At 67.4% G+C, this 20,684-nt stretch carries 14 protein-coding genes, 1 tRNA gene and 2 pseudogenes; 13 read left to right on the top strand and 4 right to left on the bottom strand.

What is annotated here, in order from left to right:
• Positions 1-29: 29 nt before the first annotated feature.
• A complete protein-coding gene (locus ACVWZN_RS11240) occupies positions 30-1,160 on the bottom strand; it encodes a LysM peptidoglycan-binding domain-containing protein (protein ID WP_456953880.1) in 1,131 nt (376 codons plus the stop codon).
• 201 nt (positions 1,161-1,361) lie between these two features.
• Here ACVWZN_RS11240 and def point away from each other — a divergent pair, with 201 nt between their 5' ends.
• From def to ACVWZN_RS11220, 4 genes are all read left to right on the top strand, one after another.
• A complete protein-coding gene (gene def, locus ACVWZN_RS11235; protein WP_027081695.1) occupies positions 1,362-1,868 on the top strand; it encodes a peptide deformylase in 507 nt (168 codons plus the stop codon).
• Positions 1,869-1,976: 108 nt separating this feature from the next.
• Positions 1,977-2,897: a methionyl-tRNA formyltransferase gene (gene fmt / locus ACVWZN_RS11230; RefSeq protein WP_456953879.1), complete on the top strand. Its 921-nt coding sequence runs from the start codon at positions 1,977-1,979 to the stop codon at positions 2,895-2,897.
• A gap of 7 nt (positions 2,898-2,904) precedes the next feature.
• Positions 2,905-4,227, top strand: coding sequence for a 16S rRNA (cytosine(967)-C(5))-methyltransferase RsmB (gene rsmB, locus ACVWZN_RS11225; protein WP_456953878.1), 1,323 nt, complete (start codon positions 2,905-2,907; stop codon positions 4,225-4,227).
• 40 nt (positions 4,228-4,267) lie between these two features.
• Positions 4,268-5,971, top strand: a complete 1,704-nt coding sequence (locus tag ACVWZN_RS11220; RefSeq protein WP_456953877.1) for an ArnT family glycosyltransferase — start codon at positions 4,268-4,270, stop codon at positions 5,969-5,971.
• Here the strand turns inward: ACVWZN_RS11220 and ACVWZN_RS11215 are convergent.
• On the bottom strand, positions 5,931-6,695 hold the full coding sequence (locus ACVWZN_RS11215) for a glycosyltransferase family 2 protein (RefSeq protein WP_456953876.1): 765 nt from the start codon (positions 6,693-6,695) through the stop codon (positions 5,931-5,933). The genes ACVWZN_RS11220 and ACVWZN_RS11215 overlap by 41 nt on opposite strands.
• A 79-nt stretch (positions 6,696-6,774) precedes the next feature.
• Here ACVWZN_RS11215 and ACVWZN_RS11210 point away from each other — a divergent pair, with 79 nt between their 5' ends.
• On the top strand, positions 6,775-7,896 hold the full coding sequence (locus tag ACVWZN_RS11210; protein ID WP_456953875.1) for a glycosyltransferase: 1,122 nt from the start codon (positions 6,775-6,777) through the stop codon (positions 7,894-7,896).
• Here ACVWZN_RS11210 and ACVWZN_RS11205 read toward each other — a convergent pair.
• Positions 7,886-8,185, bottom strand: a complete 300-nt coding sequence (locus tag ACVWZN_RS11205) for a hypothetical protein (RefSeq protein ID WP_456953874.1) — start codon at positions 8,183-8,185, stop codon at positions 7,886-7,888. The two genes, ACVWZN_RS11210 and ACVWZN_RS11205, sit on opposite strands and share 11 nt — an antisense overlap.
• Before the next feature lie 24 nt (positions 8,186-8,209).
• Positions 8,210-9,130, bottom strand: a complete 921-nt coding sequence (locus ACVWZN_RS11200; protein WP_456953873.1) for a lauroyl acyltransferase — start codon at positions 9,128-9,130, stop codon at positions 8,210-8,212.
• A 91-nt stretch (positions 9,131-9,221) separates the two neighbouring features.
• Between ACVWZN_RS11200 and dtd the strand changes: the two genes are divergently transcribed.
• The 8 genes and pseudogenes from dtd to ACVWZN_RS11160 all read left to right on the top strand — a co-directional run bounded on the left by dtd (position 9,222) and on the right by ACVWZN_RS11160 (position 20,647).
• Positions 9,222-9,659 carry a D-aminoacyl-tRNA deacylase gene (gene dtd, locus ACVWZN_RS11195; protein ID WP_456953872.1) on the top strand — a complete coding sequence of 146 codons (438 nt, stop codon included), beginning with the start codon at positions 9,222-9,224 and terminating at the stop codon, positions 9,657-9,659.
• Positions 9,660-9,754: 95 nt separating this feature from the next.
• Complete coding sequence (rpoD, locus tag ACVWZN_RS11190) at positions 9,755-11,608, top strand: RNA polymerase sigma factor RpoD (protein WP_027081704.1); 1,854 nt, start codon at positions 9,755-9,757, stop codon at positions 11,606-11,608.
• Between the two features lie 82 nt (positions 11,609-11,690).
• A tRNA-Ile gene (locus ACVWZN_RS11185) sits at positions 11,691-11,763 on the top strand.
• 464 nt (positions 11,764-12,227) lie between these two features.
• Positions 12,228-16,106, top strand: a pseudogene (locus ACVWZN_RS11180) (beta strand repeat-containing protein); the annotation flags it as partial.
• A 67-nt stretch (positions 16,107-16,173) separates the two neighbouring features.
• Positions 16,174-16,425, top strand: a pseudogene (locus ACVWZN_RS11175) (Ig domain-containing protein); the annotation flags it as partial.
• Between the two features lie 30 nt (positions 16,426-16,455).
• Positions 16,456-17,568, top strand: a complete 1,113-nt coding sequence (locus ACVWZN_RS11170) for an autotransporter outer membrane beta-barrel domain-containing protein (RefSeq protein ID WP_456954759.1) — start codon at positions 16,456-16,458, stop codon at positions 17,566-17,568.
• Positions 17,569-17,806: 238 nt separating this feature from the next.
• Positions 17,807-18,235, top strand: a complete 429-nt coding sequence (locus ACVWZN_RS11165; protein WP_456953871.1) for a helix-turn-helix domain-containing protein — start codon at positions 17,807-17,809, stop codon at positions 18,233-18,235.
• A 147-nt stretch (positions 18,236-18,382) separates the two neighbouring features.
• Positions 18,383-20,647 carry a PAS domain-containing protein gene (locus ACVWZN_RS11160; RefSeq protein WP_456953870.1) on the top strand — a complete coding sequence of 755 codons (2,265 nt, stop codon included), beginning with the start codon at positions 18,383-18,385 and terminating at the stop codon, positions 20,645-20,647.
• The last annotated feature ends 37 nt before the right edge of the window (positions 20,648-20,684 follow it).

Here is a 20,684-nt window from a genome sequence, read left to right as displayed (position 1 = left end):
CGCGTGTTGCTGTCGGATTTCTCCGAACGTTACTGCGTCGCGTCCGGATGCTTGAGCTCCTGGCCGATCGCGGTCGGGCGGATGCCGTCCATGACCAGCGCGTAGCTGACCTTGTCGAAGGTGCGGAACACCATGACGTGGCTCGCGAACTCGTCCGGCAGGCGGACGTGGTCGGCGCGCGAGATCGTGTCGGCATCGCGCTCGTCACCCATGCGGACACGATCCGGCGTCAGGCTGCCGACGCGCCAGGTCGAGAACACCGTGCCGTTGTCGACGCCGTCGCGGGCACCGACCGACAGCGCGACCACGTCGTGCTGGCCACCGTGGCTCAGTTCGTCGGCGACGGCGAGCACCTGTGCGCGGCCGTATTCGAACTGGGTCTTCGGGGCATGCGGGAAGAACTGCAGATCGTACGGCTGCGCCGCCACCGGGATCAGGCGATCACCGACGCGGATTTCGCGACCAACACCGTCGAGCACCAGCGTCGCGGCATCGACGCCGCCGGTCGCCGCACGGCTGACCGTACCGGTCGCCAGCTGCATCAGCTCGTAGCCGAGGAGCTCGTGGCCCTTGTCCGGCAGCACGGTCGCGGTCCACAGGTTCTCGTAATCGGTGAGGTGATCACCGCGGAAGTCGAGGTCGTCCTTGTGCATGATGTCGCAGCACTGGGTGCGGTCCAGGTGCGTGTAGCGCACCGTCGGACGCACCACGGCCCAACGCTGGCCGGGCTGTGCATCGACACCCTTGATGTAGACGACCTGCTTGCCGACCGCGCGCAGATGGTCTTCCTCGATGCCCACGACGTACGGCATGTCGTCGACGCGATCGACGACGCGCAGATCCTTGAGGAACGGCTCGACCTCGGCCAGCGGCACGCCGGTGATCGGCGCATCGCCACGCGGGCCGGGCGCGACCGCCACGCGGTCGAGGTAGGCCAGCGAGATCACGTCACCCGGATAGATCAGGTGCGGGTTGCGGATCTGCGGGTTCGCCTGCCAGATCTCCGGCCACAGCCAGGGACGCTTCAGGAAATGCCCTGCGATGTCCCACAGCGTGTCACCGCGCTTGACGGTGTAGGTATCCGGATGGTCCGCAGAAACGGCGGACACAGCGACGGTCAGCAGCGCAGCGGCAGCGACCGCGCGGAAAGATTTCATCATGGCCATGGACCTGATTCCCCAGCAGGCGAGCCCCTTCCTTGAAGGGCGCTGGCACTATAGCCCACGCCGCCTCGACGGATGCAATGCCGTCGGGGCGGTAGAATGGCGTCCCGTCCTGCGGTTGTGACGGTGACCCCCATTTCTCGCGCGTCGCGCACGCGCCGCGTCGCCCGAACCGCCGGCGACGCCCCGGATCCCGCCATGGCCATTCTCGAAATCCTCGAATTCCCCGACACCCGACTGCGCACGGTCGCCAAGCCCGTCGAGCCGGCGGACGTGACCACGCCCGCGTTCCAGGCTCGCCTCGACGACATGTTCGAGACGATGTACGAGGCGCCGGGCATCGGCCTGGCCGCCAGCCAGGTCGACGTGCACCAGCGCTTCATGGTCATCGACGTGTCCGACGATCGCTCGGCGCCGATGGTGTTCGTCAACCCGGAGATCCTCGAGCGCGAGGGCGAGCAGGTCTACCAGGAAGGCTGCCTGTCGGTGCCCGACATCTTTGCCGACGTGACGCGTGCCAACCGCATCAAGGTGCGCGCGATCGGCCGCGACGGCGCGCCGTTCGAGCTCGAGGCCGACGGCCTGCTCGCGGTGTGCGTGCAGCACGAGATGGACCACCTCGCCGGCAAGCTGTTCGTCGACTACCTGTCGCCGCTCAAGCGCGAGATGGTGCGCAAGAAGCTCGCGAAGCGGAAGCGCGCCTGATCGGATGCGGCACCGCGTCCGTGCATCGCGCGGACGCATCGGGACGTGCATGCGTGATGCTCGCATCGCACCCGCTATCCTCCGCCGTCTTTCGCTGACGTCCCCCGCATGAGAATCGTCTTCGCCGGCACGCCCGAGTTCGCCGTTCCCTGCCTGCGCGCGGCTGCGCAGCGGAACGAGGTGGTCGCGGTCTACACGCAGCCCGATCGCCCCGCGGGGCGCGGTCGCGGCCTCACGCCGTCGCCGGTGAAGAAGGAAGCGCTGCTGCGCGGCATCCCCGTGCTGCAGCCGGAGAACTTCAAGGCCGCGGTGTCGAAGGACGCACTGCGCGCGCTGCAGGCGGACGTGATGATCGTCGTCGCCTACGGGCTGATCCTGCCGCAGTCGGTGCTCGACATTCCCGAATACGGATGCTGGAACGTGCATGCGTCGCTGCTGCCGCGCTGGCGTGGCGCCGCGCCGATCCAGCGTGCGATCGAAGCCGGCGATACCGAGAGCGGCATCTGCCTGATGCAGATGGAGAAGGGCCTCGACACCGGTCCTGTGCTGCTCTCGCAGTCCATTGCTATCGCTGCGGACGAAACCGGCGGCCAGTTGCACGATCGACTCGCCGAACTCGGTGCACAGGTGCTGCGCGACGGCCTCGGCCTGCTGCGCGCCGGCATGCGTCCCGTACCGCAGCCGCAGCCCGATGAAGGCGTGACCTACGCGCACAAGCTCGACAAGGCCGAAGCGAAGCTCGACTGGTCGCAGCCGGCGCGCGTGCTCGCCAACAAGGTGCGCGCGTTCAATCCGTGGCCGATGGCGGAAGCGACGATCGCCGGCGAGCGCGTGCGCGTGCATGGCGCGATCGCCGTTGACGACGCGACGTCCGCCACACCCGGCACCTTGCTGCGTGCGGGCCGCGAGGGCCTCGACACCGCGACGGGTGACGGAGTGCTGCGCGTGCGTGTGCTGCAACGCGAAGGCGGACGTGCGATCACCGCTGCCGATTTCTTGAACGCGCGCCAGGACCTGCGCGTCGCCTGACGTCGCCATGGGCACGCGCGACGCCGCATCGATGAAGACGCCCGGCGTCGCCACTCGGCTCGCCGCCGCACGCGTGCTCGATGCAGTACTGCACCAGCATCATTCCCTGCGTGCGGAACTCGGCCCCGCGCTGTCGACGCTACCGGATCCACGCGATCGCGCTCTAGCCGAAGCCATCGTGTTCGCCGTGCTGCGCGCGCCTGCACGCTACGCCGCCGCGCTCGATGCATGGATGCCGAAGCCGCTGCCGCGACGCGACAGCGCCGTGCGCGCGTTGTTGATGGCGGGCCTCGCCCAGCTCGACCCGCTCGGGCTACCGCCACACGCCGCGGTCGCGGCGACGGTGGATGCGATGCACGCGAGCGGACAGACGCATCGCGCCGGCCTCGCGAACGCATTGCTGCGACGCGCGCAACGCGACGGCATTCCGCAGGACAACTCCCACGCGCATTGGCCGGCGTGGCTGACGTCGCGCATCGAAACCGACTGGCCGCAGGACGTCGACGCGATCTTCGACGCAAGCGCCCATACGCCGCCGATGTGGTTGCGTGTCAATCGCCAGCGCACGACGCGCGACGACTACGCTGCGCGACTCGCCGAGCTCGGCATCGAAACGCTGGCCGACGAAGCATTGCCCGATGCACTGCGTCTGGCACACGCCGTGCCCGTGTCAACATTGCCCGGTTTCGACGAAGGCGTCGTCACCGTGCAGGACGCCTCCGCGCAGGCCGTGGTCGACGCCATGTCGCTCGCACCCGGTGCAAGCGTGCTCGACGCCTGCGCCGCGCCCGGCGGCAAGACCACGCACCTCATCGAACGCGACCCGTCGATCAAGGTCACTGCGATCGACATCGAAGCCGCGCGCCTGAAGCAGGTGGAAGGCGCGCTGCATCGCCTCGGCTTCGACGGGCGCGCAACGCTGCTCGCCGCGGATGCGGCCGACGTCGCGCGCTGGTGGAACGGCACACCCTTCGACGCCGTACTGCTCGATGCGCCGTGCTCGGCGACCGGCATCGTGCGCCGGCAACCCGACGTCGTGCTGCATCGTCGCGAAAGCGATCTCGATGCACTGGTCGTATTGCAGTCGCGCCTGCTCGATGCACTGTGGACCACCGTCGCGCCGGGCGGCGTCCTGCTCTACGCAACGTGCTCCCTCCTGCGCGACGAGAACGAGCGGCAGGTCGACGCCTTTCTGTCGCGCACGCCGGATGCAACGCCGACGCCGCTCGACGATCGCTTCGGCCGCGAAAGCGGTGCGGGCCGACAGGTACTACCGGGCGAGCGCGGTCGCGACGGCTTCTTCTACGCGCGTCTGGTCAAGACCGCCTGACGCGACGGCGCACCGCGGCGCTGCCCGTATCATCGCCCGCATGCTCAAGACCGCCGAATCCCGCGAACGCTGGCTGTTCTGGCTCATCGCCCTGCTCGTGCTCGGCGCGGGCCTCGGGTTGCGCGATCCGTGGCCGGCCGACGAGCCGCGTTTCGCACTGGTCGCCAAGCAGATGGTCGACAGCCACCAGTGGCTGTTCCCGATGCGCGGCAACGAGCTCTATGCCGACAAGCCGCCGCTTTTCATGTGGCTGCAGGCGATCGCGATCACGCTGATCGGCAACCTGCGCGTCGCGTTCCTGTTGCCGTCGCTGCTCGCGTCACTGGGTACGCTCGCGCTGCTACGCGATCTCGGCGCGCGCCTATACGACCGTCGCGCGGGCGCGTACGCCGCATGGGCGTTGCTCTTCACCTTCGCGTTTACGTTCCAGGCGCGCCGCGCGCAGATCGATCCGCTGCTGGTGTTCTGGGTGACGCTGTCGATGTACGGGCTGCTGCGTCACGTGTTGCGCGGCCCGGACCTGCGCATGTGGTGGCTGGGCTGGTTCGCGGCGGGGCTTGGCGTCATCACCAAGGGCGTTGGCGTGATCGCACTGCTGGTGCTGATTCCAGCGGCGGTGCTGCATGCCAAGCGGTGGAAGGACGTCGGCCCGATGGGCTGGCGTCGCGCATCGACGTGGCTGGGGCCTGTGGCGCTGTTCGTGCCCGTGGTGTTGTGGCTCGCGCCGATGCTGTGGACCGTCGCGCACAGCAGCGATCCTGCGCTGCACGACTACGCCGACAACATCCTGCTGCGGCAGACCGCGAAGCGCTACGCGGATCCGTGGCATCACCAGCAGCCGATCTGGTACTTCCCCGTCGTTATGCTCACGCAGTGGCTGCCTGCGATGTTCGCGCTGCCGTGGGTCTGGAGTGGTTGGCGCACCGCGTTGCGCGAGCGCGATGGTCGGCTCGCATTGCTGCTGTCGTGGGTCGGTCTGGTCGTGCTGTTCTTCAGCCTCAGCGCGGGCAAGCGCGAGGTCTACATCCTTCCCGCGTTGCCGATGTTCTGCCTAGCACTGGGCGCGTGGCTGCCGGCCGCGAGCGAACGCGCGGGCGCGAAGCGCTTCGCGTTCGCGCTGGCGGCGCTGATCACGGTGGTCATGCTGGTCGGCGGCGCGCTGGTCGTGTTCGCGCACCCGGGGTTCGAGCAACGCCTCGACGAAGCGCGCGGCATGGTCGGCGGCGCATACGCGCTGGGCTGGGTGATGCTCGCGATCGGCGCGTGGGGCACCGCGATGCTGCTGCTGTTCGGCGTGCGGCGCGGCGTGCCCGCCTTGCTCGGCACGCTCACCGGGTTGTGGCTGATCGTCGGTCTCGCCGCGCAACCGCTGCTCAATGACGCAAGTTCCGCACGCGGCCTCATGCAGCGAACCGCGGCGATCCTGCGGCCGACCGACGAACTGGCACTGGTCGCGTGGAAAGAACAGAACCTGCTGATGGCGGACCGACCCGCGCGCACGTTCGGCTTCGTGCGTGACCCACTCGCCCAGCTGCACGATGCTCTCATTTGGCAGCATGAAAACCCGTCCCAGCGCTGGATCCTTGTGGAGGACGACGCGCTCGCGCCGTGCATCGACCGCAGCCGCGCCACGTTCGTCGGTCATAGCAATCGCCGTGAATGGTGGCTGGTGCCGGCCGCGGCGGACGCGAGCTGCGCTGCGCTCAACCTGCGCGCACCAGCTCCCGTAGCAGGCGGTACTTGAGCATCGAGTAGCGCGCATGCAATCGATGGAAGCGCCAGCCGGCGCGACCGTCGATGACGCCGCCGCGTAGCAGCATGTTTTTCAGCGTGTACGCGGCGCCCGCCGCAGCGCCACGCCAAGGCGACGGTGCACGACCACGGCTGACGCGCGCTTCGGCCCATAGCCGCGCATACCGCTGCAACTTCCCCCAGTACTCGTCCTCGCTGCGCGCGGTGTCGTGCTCCAGCGCGATGTCCGACATGCGCACGCGCCAGCCTTTGACGTCGAGGTATTCGTGCACGGGCACGTCCCCGTGGCGCAGCTCGCGGCGGAACAGGCGGTGCACCGGTTCGTGCGCGAAGCTGCCGGCGCGCATGGTGTGGCCGAGGAAGTGCGTGCGGCGCTGCAACAGCCAGCAATCCGCGCTTTCCAGATCGCCTGCGAACAGCGCACGCAATGCAACGAGCGCGGGCGATCCCAGCCATTCGTCCGCATCGAGCAGCAGCACCCATTCGTTGCGCGAACGCTCGATCGCCGCGTTTTTCTGGCGTGCGAAACCGTCCCAATCGCGATGCTCGACGCGCGCGCCGAAGCCGCGTGCGAGTTCGATCGTGCCGTCGGTCGATCCCGAATCGAGCACGATCACTTCGTCGCAGACCTCGCGCATCGAGGCGAGGCAGCGTTCGATGCGATCGGCCTCGTTGAGGGTGATCACGACGCCGGACAGGGGCAGCGGTTCGGGCATGGGCGCTCGCTTCGGATGCGCCGCGAGTATAGGCGCGCGGCGCTGCGGGCCTTAGGCTGTCGACGACCAAGGAGTTCCGATGGCCCTCGATCGTCCCCTGCGCGTGATCCATTTCGTCACCGGCGGCTTCTCCGGCGGGGCGACGCAGGTGGCGATCGCGCTGGTGAATGCGCATCGCGCGGGCGACGCGATCGAGCCGCTGCTCGTGCTTCGACGCAAGCGACGAACCGATCCCGCGCGCATAGACGAATTGCGCAAGGCGGGTACACCGGTCGAAGTCGTCACGGGTGTCGCGCACGTCGCGACCATCCTGTCGCTCGTGCGCCTCTGCCGACGCTGGAAGCCGGATGTCCTTGTCGCGCACGGTTTTTCCGAGCATATCTGGGGACGCTACGCGGGGCTGCTCGCGCACGTGCCGGCGCTCGTGCACGTCGAGCACAACACGCGCGAGCGCTACACGTCGTGGCGGCGCCGGCAGACGCGATGGCTCGCGCAACGCACCGCGCGCATCGTCGGCTGCTCGGAAGGCGTGCGGCAGGTGCTGCTCGACATGGGCATGCCCGCCGATCGCACGATCGCGATTCCGAACGGCATTCGCGTCACGCCCTTCCTGCGCATCGAAACGCCCGTGCAGGCGCGTGTTCCGGGCATCGTGATGGTCGCGCGCTTTTCGAAGCAGAAGGACCACGCGACGCTGGTCCGTGCGGTCGGTCTGCTGCGCGAGCGTGGCCTCGCACCGCCAGTGTTGTTCGCGGGTGCCGGCAAGCGTTCGCATCGTGAGCCGGTCGAACGGCTGGTGCGCGAACTAGGTCTCGGTGACCAGGTGCAGTTCCTCGGCCTGCATCGCGACGTGCCGTCGCTGCTGATGCGCCACCGGATTTGTGTGCTGTCGACGCACTACGAAGGCATGCCGCTGGCGCTGATCGAAGGCATGGCCGCGGGCTGCGCGGTGGTCGGTACCGCGGTGCCCGGCGTGCGCGAAACACTGCGCGATGGCGTCGACGGGAGACTGGTGCCGGAGAAGGATCCCGTCGCGCTCGCCGATGTCCTCGAGCACCTGCTTCGCGACGATGCGGAAGCGGCGCACCTCGCCGCCGCCGCACGTGCCGCGGCGCTCACGCGCTACAGCCGCGAACGCATGGCAGCTGATTACGAAGCCATGCTGCTCGAAGTCGCCGCGGAAGCCGGCGTCAGTTCGTGACGACGTAGCTGATCGTCACCTGTTTCGGCGTTTGCCGAAAGCGCGAGGCAATCGACTCGCGACTCAGGCGCGCGATCTGCGCATTGCTCTGCGCCGCCGGAATGCCATCGAACACGACGCTCACGTTGACCAGCGATCCGTTCGCCCAGTTGAAGCCGACCTGCGGTTTCACACCGACCGACTTCTCGAGATCGCTCGCGACTTCCTGCGAATGCTGGAAGCCTTCCTTCATCGTGTCCACTGCGCCGCAGCCGGCAAGCGCCAGCGCGAGCGCGGCCGATCCCCACATCGTCCGCATATCGTTCCCCTGTCGTCAGTAGCAGTCCGGCCAGTACGGATTGGTGCCGTCGGGCTGGATCGAGAAGCGCTTATAGGTCCATTGATACTGCGAAAGATCGCGCCGCGCGACCTGCTCGACGGCGCGATTGAGCGCGGCAACCGACGTCGCGACGTCACGATCGGCAATGGCGTCGCCGACCTGTTCGACATGCAGCGCGAATCGCGGGCCGCGTGCGTCGTTGCCGATGCGTTCGCACCACGCGATCAGCACCGTCGCACCGGTGCGTGATGCGAGACGCCCGGCCAGGCTCATCGTCAGCGCAGGCCGGCCGAAGAACGGCGCGAATTCCCCGTCGCCCTGCTTGGGCTGTTGGTCCGGAAGAATGCCGACCACACCACCGCCTTGCAGCCACTTGAACAACTGCCGTGCACCGGCGGCTTCGGCTCGGATCTGCGTCACCCGCGATGCGTCGCCATGCGCTGCACGCACGCGTTGCAGGAAGGCATCACCGACTGCCGATTCCGGCGGCGCGTACAGGATCGCCAGCGGCGTGCGCGAGGCCAGCCACTGGTTGAGCAGTTCCCAGTTGCCGTAGTGGGGCGCCAGCACGATGACGCCGCGGCCGGCGGCGATCGCTGCGTCGAAGGTTTCGACGCCGTGCAGTTCGGCGATATCGGCAAGGTTGCGCTCGTGCGGACGCGTCCAGAACCGCAGTGTCTCGATGGCCTGGCGCGCAGTGACGCGGACGATGTCCCGTCGCAGCGATTCGCGCCGGTCGGGCGGCAGTTCGGGCGCGATGAGTTCGATGTTGCGCAGGGTGATGCGCGATTCGCGGCTGTCGCGGCGGATCGCGCGCCGGGCGATCGCGTCGCCCAGCGCGGCGAGCCAGCGCCACGGCAGGCGCGCGACGGCGGCGGCAAGCAGGTAGAGGAGGGCGGCAAGAACACGCGGCATCCGGCCAGTCTAAGGGGCGCGCGTTTTGCGCGACGCGGCCGACGACGTGAGGCCTCTGCTAGCCTCGCGGCATGACCGCCGGCGCCCGCCCATGCTCGCCCTGATCCAGCGCGTAACGCGCGCGGAAGTGACGGTGGATGACGCGACGGTCGGGGCGATCGGGCCGGGCCTGCTCGCGCTGGTCGGCATCGAGCCCGGCGACGGCGAGGCGCAGGTCGCGCGGATGGCGCAGCGCCTGCTCGGCTATCGAGTGTTCGCTGACGAGGCCGGCCGCATGAACCTCGGGCTGGCGCAGTCCGGCGGCGGACTGCTGCTCGTCAGCCAGTTCACGCTGGCGGCCGACACTGCCTCGGGCATGCGGCCGGGGTTTCAGACTGCCGCACCGCCGGAAATCGCTGAACCCCTCTTCAACCGCCTCGTCGAGACCTGCCGATCGAGCCATCCGGTGGTGGAAACCGGACGTTTCGGTGCCCATATGGTGGTCAGCCTGGTCAACGACGGCCCGGTCACGTTCCTGCTGCGGGCCTGACCCGCTCAGATTCCAGCCCGCCATCCGGCCTGCCCGGGAAGCGGCGCTGGTATAATAGACGGTTCCCTTGTTCCCTTTAGATGGTGGCGCAGCCCATGGCCAACGAACGTCAGACCCCGCAGTCGGACATCAAGCAACTGATCAGCAAGGGTCTGGAGCAGGGCTACCTCACCTATGCCGAGGTGAACGACCACCTGCCTGATGACGTCGTCGATGCGGAACAGATCGAAGACATCATCGGCATGATCAACGGCATGGGCATCCAGGTCCATGAGACCGCGCCCGATGCCGAGACGCTGCTGCTCGCAGGCGAAGCCAGCGGTAACCGCGAAGTCGACGACACCGCGGCGGAAGAAGCCGCGGCGGCGCTCGTGTCGCTGGATTCGGAAGGTGGCCGCACCACCGACCCGGTGCGCATGTACATGCGCGAGATGGGCACGGTCGAACTGCTGACCCGCGAAGGCGAAATCGCCATCGCCAAGCGGATCGAGGAAGGCCTGGTCCAGGTCCAAGCCTCGCTCGCGTCGTTCCCCGGCACGATCGCGCAGATCCTCGGCGACTACGAACTCCACAAGGGCGGCAAGAAGCGCCTCGCCGAAGTCGTGGTCGGGTTCCTCGACCAGATCGATGACGTGCCGGAGCCGGCACCGGTGCCGGAAGTCGTGGACGTCGATGCCGAAGTCGAGGAAGACGACGTCGAGGGTGACGATACGGCCGAGGAAGCCGGCCCGACCGGTCCGGATCCGCTGGAAGTCGCCAATCGCATGGGCGCGCTGGCCGACCTCTACGGCAAGTTCGAGAAGTCGCACGCCAAGAACGGCCCGGATCACAAGGCGACCAAGAAGATCCGCGAGGAAATGGCGGAGATCTTCGTCACGCTCAAGCTTCCGTTGAACCTCACCGACGCACTGGTGCGCAACCTGCGCGAGTCCGTCGCGAAGGTGAAGGAGCACGAGCGCCGCATCCTCGACTTGTCCGTGCGCATCGCGAAGATGCCGCGCAAGGACTTCATCCGCGCGTGGGACGGCAACCAGACCAACCTCGAGTGGGTCGACGAGCTGCTCAAGCGCAAGCAGAAGTGGGCGTCGGCGCTGCGCGACGTCAAGGATCGCATCGTCTTCGAACAGCAGGCGACGATCGACGAAGAACAGCGCATGAAGGTCACGCTGGCGGAGCTGAAGGAAATCAGCCGCGCGATGGCCTACGGCGAAGCGAAGGCGCGCAAGGCGAAGAAGGAGATGGTCGAGGCCAACCTGCGCCTCGTGATCTCGATCGCCAAGAAGTACACCAACCGCGGCCTGCAGTTCCTCGATCTCATCCAGGAAGGCAACATCGGCCTGATGAAGGCGGTCGACAAGTTCGAATACCGCCGCGGATACAAGTTCTCGACGTACGCCACGTGGTGGATCCGCCAGGCGATCACGCGCTCGATCGCCGACCAGGCGCGCACCATCCGTATCCCGGTGCACATGATCGAGACGATCAACAAGCTCAATCGCATTTCCCGCCAGATGCTCCAGCAGTACGGCCGCGAGGCCACGCCGGAGGAGCTGGCGAAGGAAATGGACATGCCGGAGGACAAGATCCGGAAGGTCATGAAGATCGCGAAGGAGCCCATCTCGATGGAAACTCCTATCGGCGACGACGAGGATTCGCACCTCGGCGACTTCATCGAGGACACGAACGTGATGTCCCCGATCGACGCGACCACCGACATCAACCTGTCGGAAACGGTGCGCGACGTGCTGGCCAGCCTGACGCCGCGGGAAGCCAAGGTGCTTCGCATGCGCTTCGGCATCGACATGAACACCGATCACACGCTGGAAGAAGTCGGCAAGCAGTTCGACGTGACCCGCGAGCGGATCCGCCAGATCGAGGCGAAGGCGCTGCGCAAGCTGCGTCACCCGAGCCGGTCGGAACAGCTGCGCTCGTTCCTCGACATCGACTGATCGAACGCGCCACCGCAATGCACACGAGCCCGCCGATTGGCGGGCTCGTCGTTTATGCAGCCGCTACAATCGATTCCGCTGCGGGCCTATAGCTCAACGGTTAGAGCAGGGGACTCATAATCCCTTGGTTCCAGGTTCGAATCCTGGTGGGCCCATTGCTAGCTGCGCGCGCGGCCTCGACGTAGTGGTCTCATCGCCCGCGTGACCGCTTCGCGGCTTCGCTGATTGGGCTGACGAGCATTTAAGTGCGCGGCGTCGACGTAGCGCATGTCGCACGTGATGCAATGGGGGCGAGCTAGTTATCGTCATTCCGTTTCGCACGAGTGTTGCTACGCGAGCCAACGCATAGGGAACACCGCGGACGTGCAGCGATGGTTGGGATCGTCGACGCATAAAGCTTTCCGAACCGCGCGTCGCCGGAACAGTTTTCTAGCCCAGTGCGCGATCGCCGGAAACCCCGGGTTCCGCGTGTCCTGCGCGATAGCGCCTTGACCGCCCGAGCCGCCCCGGGTGTCAACACGAGCCTTCGTGAACGAAATGTGATCTCATACGCGCTTCGCCGCGCAGCCCGTCACACGTTTGGGGTGACCTGCGCCGCGGATCGTCAGGGGGAAGTCACATGTGGCAGCAGAGCGCGAACCCGCGCCGGTTCGGCGTGGGCGTTCGATCGTCCGCGGAAAATTCGTCCGTTGGTCTCCGGACCCGTATTCGACGGTTCGCGGGCGCAGCCCTGCTGGCGCTGACGGCTCTGGTCGCGACTCCAGTGGCAGCGCAGAACGCCACGACGGTGACGATCACCGGCTCGAGGCCGGCGACCTTCGCGCGCGAAGGCCAGGTGCTCACGTTCAACGTGCAGCTGTCGACCGGTAACACCGATATCGACTCGCTGACGTTCACCAGCGGCGGCCCCGCGGGGATGTCCGCGCTGAGTTGCCCCGGTATGCCGGCGGCCCTGGGCACGACCAAGAACTGCACGTTCACGTACACGACGCAGGCGATGGATGTCGCGATCGGCAGCATCTCGGCGATCGGGCGTTGGCGCGCAACGCGCCCGACCGGCGCTGCGCGCAGTGGCGCGACCAACACGCTGGTCGTCTCGTTCGCTGCGCCGCGCCAGCCCGACGCACCGATCATTCGCACCGCTACGCCGGGCAACACGCAGGCCACGGTGGCGTTCGACCCGCCGGATTTTGACGGCGGCTACCCCGTCGACAGCTACACCGTGACGTCGACCCCGGGCGCATTCACCGCGACCGGCACCGGCGGCCCGATCACGGTTACCGGCCTCACGAATGGCGTCGCATACCGGTTCTCGGTTACCGCCACGAACATCATGGGTACGAGCGCCGCGTCGGGCTTGTCCAATAGCGTCACACCGACCGCGCCGCAGACGATCACGTTCGCGAATCCCGGCGCGCAGAACTTCGGTACCGCACCGACGCTGACGGCCACGGCTTCGTCCGGCTTGTCGGTGAACTTCTCGTCGACCACGACCGGCGTGTGCACCGTCACCAGCGGAGGCGCGCTGACGTTCGTGTCGGTCGGCACCTGCACGATCAACGCGAACCAGGCGGGTAACGCCGCGTTCTCCGCGGCACCCGTCGTCGCGCAATCGTTCGCAGTGAATGCGGTCGCTCCGGGCGCGCCGAGCATCACCGCCGCCACAGCGGGTGACGCAGCCGCCACGATTACGTTCACGCCACCGGCTTACACGGGCGGCGTGTCGGTCACCGGTTACACCGTCACTTCGGCACCGGGTGGGATTACCGCAACCGGAGGCACAAGCCCGATCACGCTGAGCGGGTTGAGCAACGGCACCGCGTACACGTTCACCGTAACGGCCACCAACTCCGCGGGCACGGGTCCAGCGTCGAGCGCATCCGCGACGGTCACTCCGAAAGCCGTGCAGAGCATCAGCTTCGCCAACCCGGGCACGCAGGCGTTCGGCACCACGCCGACGCTGACGGCCACGTCGACCTCAGGTCTGACCGTAACCTTCAGCTCGACCACGACCGGCGTTTGCACCGTCACCTCGGGTGGCGCGCTGACGTTCGTATCGGCTGGCACCTGCAGCATCGATGCGGATCAGTCGGGCGACAGCGCGACGAATGCCGCGGCGACCGTGTCGCGCAGCTTCACCGTCGCAGCCGTCGCGCCGGGTGCGCCGACGATCGGCACTGCGACCGCAGGCGACGCGCAGGCGATCGTCTCGTTCGTCGCACCCGCCTCGACGGGTGGAGCCGCGGTCACGAGCTACACCGTGACGTCGATGCCGGGCGGAATCACCGCGACCGGTGGTACGTCGCCGATCACGATCAACGGCCTCACCAACGGTGTCGCGTACACGTTCGTAGTTACCGCGACGAATTCGGCGGGCGCAGGCGCAGCGTCGTCGCAATCCAATAGCGTTACCCCGGCAGGACCGCAGGTCATCACGTTCGCGAATCCAGGCGCGCAGTCGTACGGCACCTCGCCGACGCTGACTGCCACGTCGACATCCGGCCTGCCGGTGTCGTTCGATTCGTCGACGCCCGCGGTGTGCTCGGTCACGTCGTCGGGCACGCTGACGTTCCTTGCCGCCGGCACATGCATGATCGACGCCGACCAGGCGGGCGATGCCGCGTATATGCCCGCGTCTCGCGTCAGTCGCAGCTTCACCGTCAATGCCGTCGTTCCTGGGGCGCCGACCTCGGTGAGCGCGGTCGCGGGCGATGCGCAGGCAACGGTCTCGTTCACGGCGCCGTCGAACACCGGCGGCGCGGCGTTCACCGGTTACACCGTGACGTCGGCACCGGGTGGGTTTACCGCATCAGGTGCGTCGAGCCCGATCGTCGTGTCCGGTCTCGTCAACGGCACCGCATACACGTTCACCGTTACCGCGACGAACACCGCCGGTGCGGGCGCTGCATCGACGCCGTCCGATGCCGTTACGCCGAAGCCGCCGCTCGCTGCCGGGCCGGTTAGCGCAACGGTGTCGTACGCGGCAGGCGCCACGCCGATCACGCTCGACATCCTCGGCACGGCGACGTCCGTCGCGATCGGAACGGCGCCGTCGCACGGCACGGCGATCGCGAGCGGCACGACGATCACCTACCAGCCCGCGGCCGGTTATGCGGGGGCCGACAGCTTCACGTACACCGCGAACGACGGCCTGACGACGACCGCGCCCGCGACCGTCACGATCACGATCAGTGATGCGACCGTCACCGTCACGCCGTCCGGCAGCCTCAACGCGACCGTCGGTGCGGCATATACGCAGACGTTTACGTGGTCGGGCGGCAACGCGCCGTACGACGCGTACCAGGTAACCGGTCTCCCCGCGGGCGTCTCGATCACATCGAACGCTACGAACAGCGTGACCGTATCCGGCACGCCGACGCAGGCAGGTACGTTCAACGTCGCCGTGCAGGCCACCGACAGCAGCACCGGCAACGGTCCGTATGCCGCTGGCCAGACCTTCGTAATGACGGTCGCCGCGCCCGTGCTTGCGCTTTCGCCGGCCAGCGGCTCGCTCACTGCGCCCTACGGCACTGCTTACACGCAGGCATTCGCCGCTTCCGGCGGTGTCGGTCCTTACACCTACGCACTTACGGGTGCGCTGCCGGCTGGCACGTCGTTCAACGGCGCCACGCTGTCGGGCACGCCGACCGCGCCGGGGAGCTACGGCATTACGATCACCGCGACCGACACCGGCTCGACCGGCGCCGGCGCGCCGTTCACCGCGTCGCAGACATACACGCTGCAGGTCGTTGCGCCATCGATCTCGCTGACGCCATTGACGCTGCCGAACGGCGCATCGACCGCTGCGTACTCGCAGTCGCTGTCATCGACCGGTGGCGTTGCGCCGTACACCTATGACGTGGTCGCCGGAACCCTTCCTGCCGGCGTGACGCTCGCGTCCAACGGCCTGGTATCCGGCACGCCGACAGCTTCCGGCCACTTCGCGTTCACCGTCCGCGCGTCGGATGTCCACAGGCAGTCGGCTACGCAAGCCTATGCGTTCGACATCGCGGCGCCGACGCTCGCGCTGTCGCCGACGACCGTCACGTCCGGCACCGCAGGCTCGCCGTATTCGCAGGCGTTCGCCGTGACAGGCGGCATCGCGCCGTATACGACGACGCTGGCCGGCACGCTGCCGACCGGCATCACGTTCGACGCGGCCACGCGCACGCTGTCGGGCACGCCGACGCAGTCCGGTTCATTCGCGTTCGACGTCAATGTCAGCGACGCCACGGCCGGCACGCCTGGCGCGACGAGTGCGCACTACACGCTGTCGATCGCAGCGCCCACGCTGACGATGACGCCTGCCACCGTGCCCACCGGTACCGCGGAGACGGCCTACACGCAGACGTTCGTCGCAAGCGGTGGCATCGCGCCGTACCACTACGCGCTCGCATCCGGCACGTTGCCCGCGGGCCTGACGCTCAATGCCGACAACGGCGTGCTGTCCGGCACCCCGACCGTCGCAGGCGCGTTCCCGATCTCGATCCGCGCGACCGACAGCACCGCAGGCGCGCCCGGCATCGATCGTCATCGCTTACACGCTGACGCTGTCGGCGCCATCCATCGCGATCACGCCGGCCACCTTGCCTGCCGGAGTCGCGAACACGGCCTACTCGCAGGCATTGAGCGCGAGCGGCGGCACGGCGCCGTATCGCTTCACCATCAGCGCGGGCACGCTGCCGGCCGGTCTTTCGGTCGCGTCGAACGGCGGGCTGTCGGGCACGCCGACCGCGGATGGCACATTTGCGTTCACCGTCACCGCGACCGACGCGCTCGGCTTCACCGCAACGCGTGCGTATGCGTTCACAGTCGCTCCGCGTCCCGATCCGTCGCGTGACGCGGAAGTGCGTGGCCTCGTCGATGCGCAGGCACAGGCGACACACCGCTTTGCCGACGCGCAGATCAACAACTTCCAATCGCGTCTGGAGAGCCTGCACGGCGGTGGTCGCGAAGGCAGCTCGCACAATTCGCTGAGCTTCAGCGACAGCGCGCACTGCAGCGACAATCCGCACTCGACGAATGCCTGCATCGATACACGCATCGAACGCCCCGGCATCGGCGCGGCCGACGCGGGCGGTGCAGATGTGGAGGCATCGAACGGTCCGACCGCGAGGGAAGCGTCGTCTGCTGGCGGCCTCTGGATCGGCGGTGCATTGCGCTCGGGTAGCACCGGCGGGCATTCGGGCTCCTCGTCGCTCGACTTCGAAACCGACGGCGTCAGTGCCGGTGCCGACTACCGCGTCACCGATACGTTCGCGATCGGTGGAGGCGTCGGCTACGGCCGCGATGCCACCGACATCGGCAGTTTCGACACGCGCACGAAGGGCGAGTCCTACGCGCTGGCCGCCTACGCGAGCTTCCATCCGGGCGGCGCGTTCTTCATCGACGGTCTCGTCGGTTACGAGCGACTGTCGTTCGACACGCGTCGACATGTCACGGTGAACGGCGGCACGGTCGAAGGCTCGCGCGACGGTAGCCAGTGGTTCGGTTCCATATCGGCGGGCGCCGACCTGTTGCACGGCGGCTGGCTGGTCACGCCGTACGCGCGTGTCGACATCACCCGCGCGACGCTCGATGCGTACACCGAACACGGCGATGCTCTGTACGCGCTCGCGTACAACGAGCAGTCGGTCGATGGCACCACCGGCGATCTCGGCATTCGCTTCGGCACGCGCCGCGCCACGTCGTGGGGTGCATTCGCGCCGGAGTTCCGTGTCGAATACCAGCACGACTTCCAGGACGATGGGGACGCGTCGATGCACTACGCCGACCTGCCGTCCGGCGCGCTGTACACCGCGACCGTCGTCGGCTTCGACCGCACGCGCTATCTCATCGGCGCCGGCGCCACGTGGGTGCTGCGCAATGACTTCTCGATCCGCCTCGACTATCGCGGCATGTTTGGAACGTCGGGCGATCGCGACAACGGCATCCAGCTGAACTTCCAGAAGTCGTATTGAGGACCTAAGCGCGCGCCATCGGCCACGAGTGGCCCCCGCATTGCAGCCGAGGCGGATCCGGAAGGGTCGCCTCGGCGGTGCTGCGATGCTGAAAGCGGCGCGTGATGAATTGGAGCGGATAGGAAGCTCGGCGATTCGCTGTCGAACGTCGACAGGACCACTTCGTGAGGACCCGCACGGCTGAACGAAGTCGCCTTAGGTGTATAGAGTGACGGCACTTATTCCGAAGGCTGCCCCCATGCCCAACCTCAGTACTGTCCTGAAGAGCGAGATCACGCGTCTGGCCCGCAAGGAGATCAAGACGGCGGTCGATCCGCTTCGTAAGTCCAATGCGGGTTACCGCCGGGAAATCGCGGAGCTCAAGCGCCAGGTGGCGCAGCTGCAGCGCCAGCTCAAGGCTTCGTCGAAGACGACGCGGGCGGCGGCACCCGCGGACGACGAAGGCGGCGTGCGTACGCGTTTCGTCGCAAAGGGCCTGAAATCCCTGCGCGCGCGGCTCGGGCTGTCGGCCGCGGACTTCGGACGCCTGGTCGGCGCGAGCGGCCAGTCGGTCTACAACTGGGAAACCGGCAAGACGGTGCCGCGCGACGGCCAGCAGGCTGCGCTCGCCGCGGTGCGCGGCTTGGGCAAGCGCGAGGCGGTCAAGCGTCTCGAGGCGCTGTCCTGAGCGATTGACGGCGCGGTCGGGCCGCTCCTTCGCGGGACGTTCTTCGACAACCGCGCGCGCCCCGACCGACCCCGAACAGCGCCGCCGTCCACGCGGCGCTGCGTACCCCTGACGTAAACTCCGCGCTCCCACGGCTCGGCGCTCGACATGAATTCACGTGACGCAATGCGCGTGATCGAGTGCCTTCCGGGCAACTACGCGTTGCTGGGCGCCGTGCCGGGTTACCCGATCGTGGCGGTGAGCCGCCAGCTCGCAGGGTTCGCGGCGGACGCGAACGACGTCATCGGCCGGCCGCTTTTCGATGTTTTTCCGGAATCACCCGAAGCGCCGGGCAGCGTTGCGCGTCTCGCCGCTTCGTTCGACAACGTCATCGCGGCGCGCTTCGCGGCGCGTCACGAGCAACGCTTCGACGTCTTCAATCATGAAGCCGGCCGATTCGAAGAGCGCTACTGGTCGGCGTTCAACACGCCGATCTTCGATGACGACGGCAACGTCGCCTACATCCTCCATCACTCGGAGGATGCAGCGACCGAGGCCCGCAGCGGTTCGACGGCCATCCTCGATGCGATGACCGAAGGCGTGTTCACGCTCGACCGGCAGTGGCGCTTCAACTACGTGAATCCCGAGGCACACCGCATCCTCAGGCATGAGCCGGGCTCGCTGCGCGGCAAGCTGATCTGGGAACAGTTCCCGGGCAGTGAGCACAGCGCCTTCGGTGACCACTATCGGCGCACCATGCAGGAGCGTCGCAAGAGTTCGTTCACCGCGTTCTACGCGGGCATGGACAGCTGGTACGAAGTGACCGCGTATCCCGCGCCGGAAGGTATTTCCGTTTACTTCCGCGACGTCACCACGCAGGTTCTGGCCGAGCAGGAACGCGAGCGTGTCGCGTTCGATGCGGAGCGCCAGGCGCGCCTGTACGAGACCGCGCTCAACAACACGCCGGACTTCGTCTACATCTTCGATATCGATCACCGCGCGCTCTACGCGAACGAGGCGCTCTTGAAGGTCTGGGGGGTGGACGACGTGCGCGGCAAGACGTGGATGGATCTCGGCTACGAGCAGTGGCACGCCGACATGCACGACCGCGAACTCGCGCAGGTGATCGCCACGAAGGCGCCGATACGCGGCGAGATTCCATTCACCGGCACCAATGGCCGGCGCATCTACGACTACATCTTCGCGCCGGTGCTCGACCCCTCGGGCGACGTGGTCGCGGTCGCCGGCACCACGCGCGACGTCACCGAACGCAAGGCAGCCGAGCAGATCGTGCGCGACCACGCGGACCGCCTGAGCGACGCCGATCGCGCAAAGGACGCATTTCTCGCGACGCTTTCGCACGAGCTGCGCAACCCGCTCGCGCCGCTGCGCAACGGCGTCGAAATCCTGCGACGGATGTCCGACGCGACCGGACCGCAGGCGCGCGTGCATTCGATGATGGAGCGACAGGTGAACCACTTGGTTCGCCTCGTCGATGACCTGATGGAGGTGTCGCGCATCACGCGCGGCAATGTGCCGCTGCACATGGAGACGTTCACGCTCGAGTCCGTGATCGAAAGCGCGGTCGAGGCGGCGCGGCCGGTGATCGATGCCGGACGTCACGAGTTGTCTATCGAACTTCCGAACGAACCGGTCTGGCTGCAGGGCGATCGCGTGCGCATCGCGCAGATCGTCGCGAACCTGTTGAACAACGCGGCGAAGTATTCCGATCCCGATGGACGGATCGCAGTGCTGGCGTCCGCCGCATCCGGCAACGTCATGTTGTCGATCCGCGACACCGGCATCGGCATGGAACCCTCGGAAATTCCGCACCTGTTCGAGATGTTCACGCGCGGCGATCGCGTCAAGGCGACGCATCAGGGCGGGCTCGGTATCGGGCTTGCGCTGGCACGGCGGTTGGCGACGCTGCACGGCGGTTCGCTCGACGCGACCAGCGCCGGCCCGGGCACCGGAAGCACGTTCACGCTGACGCTTCCGTGCGTCGAAGGCGCCGACATGACGGAACCCGTAGCCGTGGACGTATCGCTGCCGCAGCTGTCATTGCGCGTGCTGGTCGTCGACGACAATGTCGACGTCGGCAACAGCCTCGCGCAGACGCTGGGCATGGCCGGTGCCGAGGTACAGGTGGAAGACAACGGCACCAGCGGCGTGGAGGCCTATGACCGCTTTCGTCCGGACGTCGCCATCGTCGACATCGGCATGCCGCAGGTGACCGGGTACGACGTCGCCGCGATGCTGCGCTCGAAAGGCGCGACGATTCCGCTGGTCGCACTCACCGGCTGGGGTCAGGCGACCGATCGCGAACGCGCGCTGGCTGCGGGCTTTGACCACCATCTGGTGAAGCCGGTGGCGATTCCGTTACTGATTCGACTGCTGAAGTCGATGGAAGACGGCGTGCGCGCTTCGAACTGAGTTGCGTTCGACGACGTTTCGTTCGACTGCGTGTCGA

Source organism: Lysobacter sp. HA35 (genome assembly GCF_054061195.1).
This window is presented reverse-complemented; position numbering and strand designations above follow the sequence as displayed.

What these genes read in the sequence shown, in the direction of transcription:
- rpoD (WP_027081704.1), top strand. Translation starts at nt 9,755, where the DNA reads ATGGCCAACGAACGTCAGACCCCGCAGTCGGACATCAAGCAACTGATC.
- ACVWZN_RS11165 (WP_456953871.1), top strand. Translation starts at nt 17,807, where the DNA reads ATGCCCAACCTCAGTACTGTCCTGAAGAGCGAGATCACGCGTCTGGCC.
- ACVWZN_RS11215 (WP_456953876.1), bottom strand. Translation starts at nt 6,695, where the DNA reads ATGCCCGAACCGCTGCCCCTGTCCGGCGTCGTGATCACCCTCAACGAG.
- ACVWZN_RS11220 (WP_456953877.1), top strand. Translation starts at nt 4,268, where the DNA reads ATGCTCAAGACCGCCGAATCCCGCGAACGCTGGCTGTTCTGGCTCATC.
- dtd (WP_456953872.1), top strand. Translation starts at nt 9,222, where the DNA reads ATGCTCGCCCTGATCCAGCGCGTAACGCGCGCGGAAGTGACGGTGGAT.
- ACVWZN_RS11200 (WP_456953873.1), bottom strand. Translation starts at nt 9,130, where the DNA reads ATGCCGCGTGTTCTTGCCGCCCTCCTCTACCTGCTTGCCGCCGCCGTC.
- ACVWZN_RS11160 (WP_456953870.1), top strand. Translation starts at nt 18,383, where the DNA reads ATGAATTCACGTGACGCAATGCGCGTGATCGAGTGCCTTCCGGGCAAC.
- fmt (WP_456953879.1), top strand. Translation starts at nt 1,977, where the DNA reads ATGAGAATCGTCTTCGCCGGCACGCCCGAGTTCGCCGTTCCCTGCCTG.
- def (WP_027081695.1), top strand. Translation starts at nt 1,362, where the DNA reads ATGGCCATTCTCGAAATCCTCGAATTCCCCGACACCCGACTGCGCACG.
- rsmB (WP_456953878.1), top strand. Translation starts at nt 2,905, where the DNA reads ATGGGCACGCGCGACGCCGCATCGATGAAGACGCCCGGCGTCGCCACT.
- ACVWZN_RS11210 (WP_456953875.1), top strand. Translation starts at nt 6,775, where the DNA reads ATGGCCCTCGATCGTCCCCTGCGCGTGATCCATTTCGTCACCGGCGGC.
- ACVWZN_RS11240 (WP_456953880.1), bottom strand. Translation starts at nt 1,160, where the DNA reads ATGATGAAATCTTTCCGCGCGGTCGCTGCCGCTGCGCTGCTGACCGTC.
- ACVWZN_RS11205 (WP_456953874.1), bottom strand. Translation starts at nt 8,185, where the DNA reads ATGTGGGGATCGGCCGCGCTCGCGCTGGCGCTTGCCGGCTGCGGCGCA.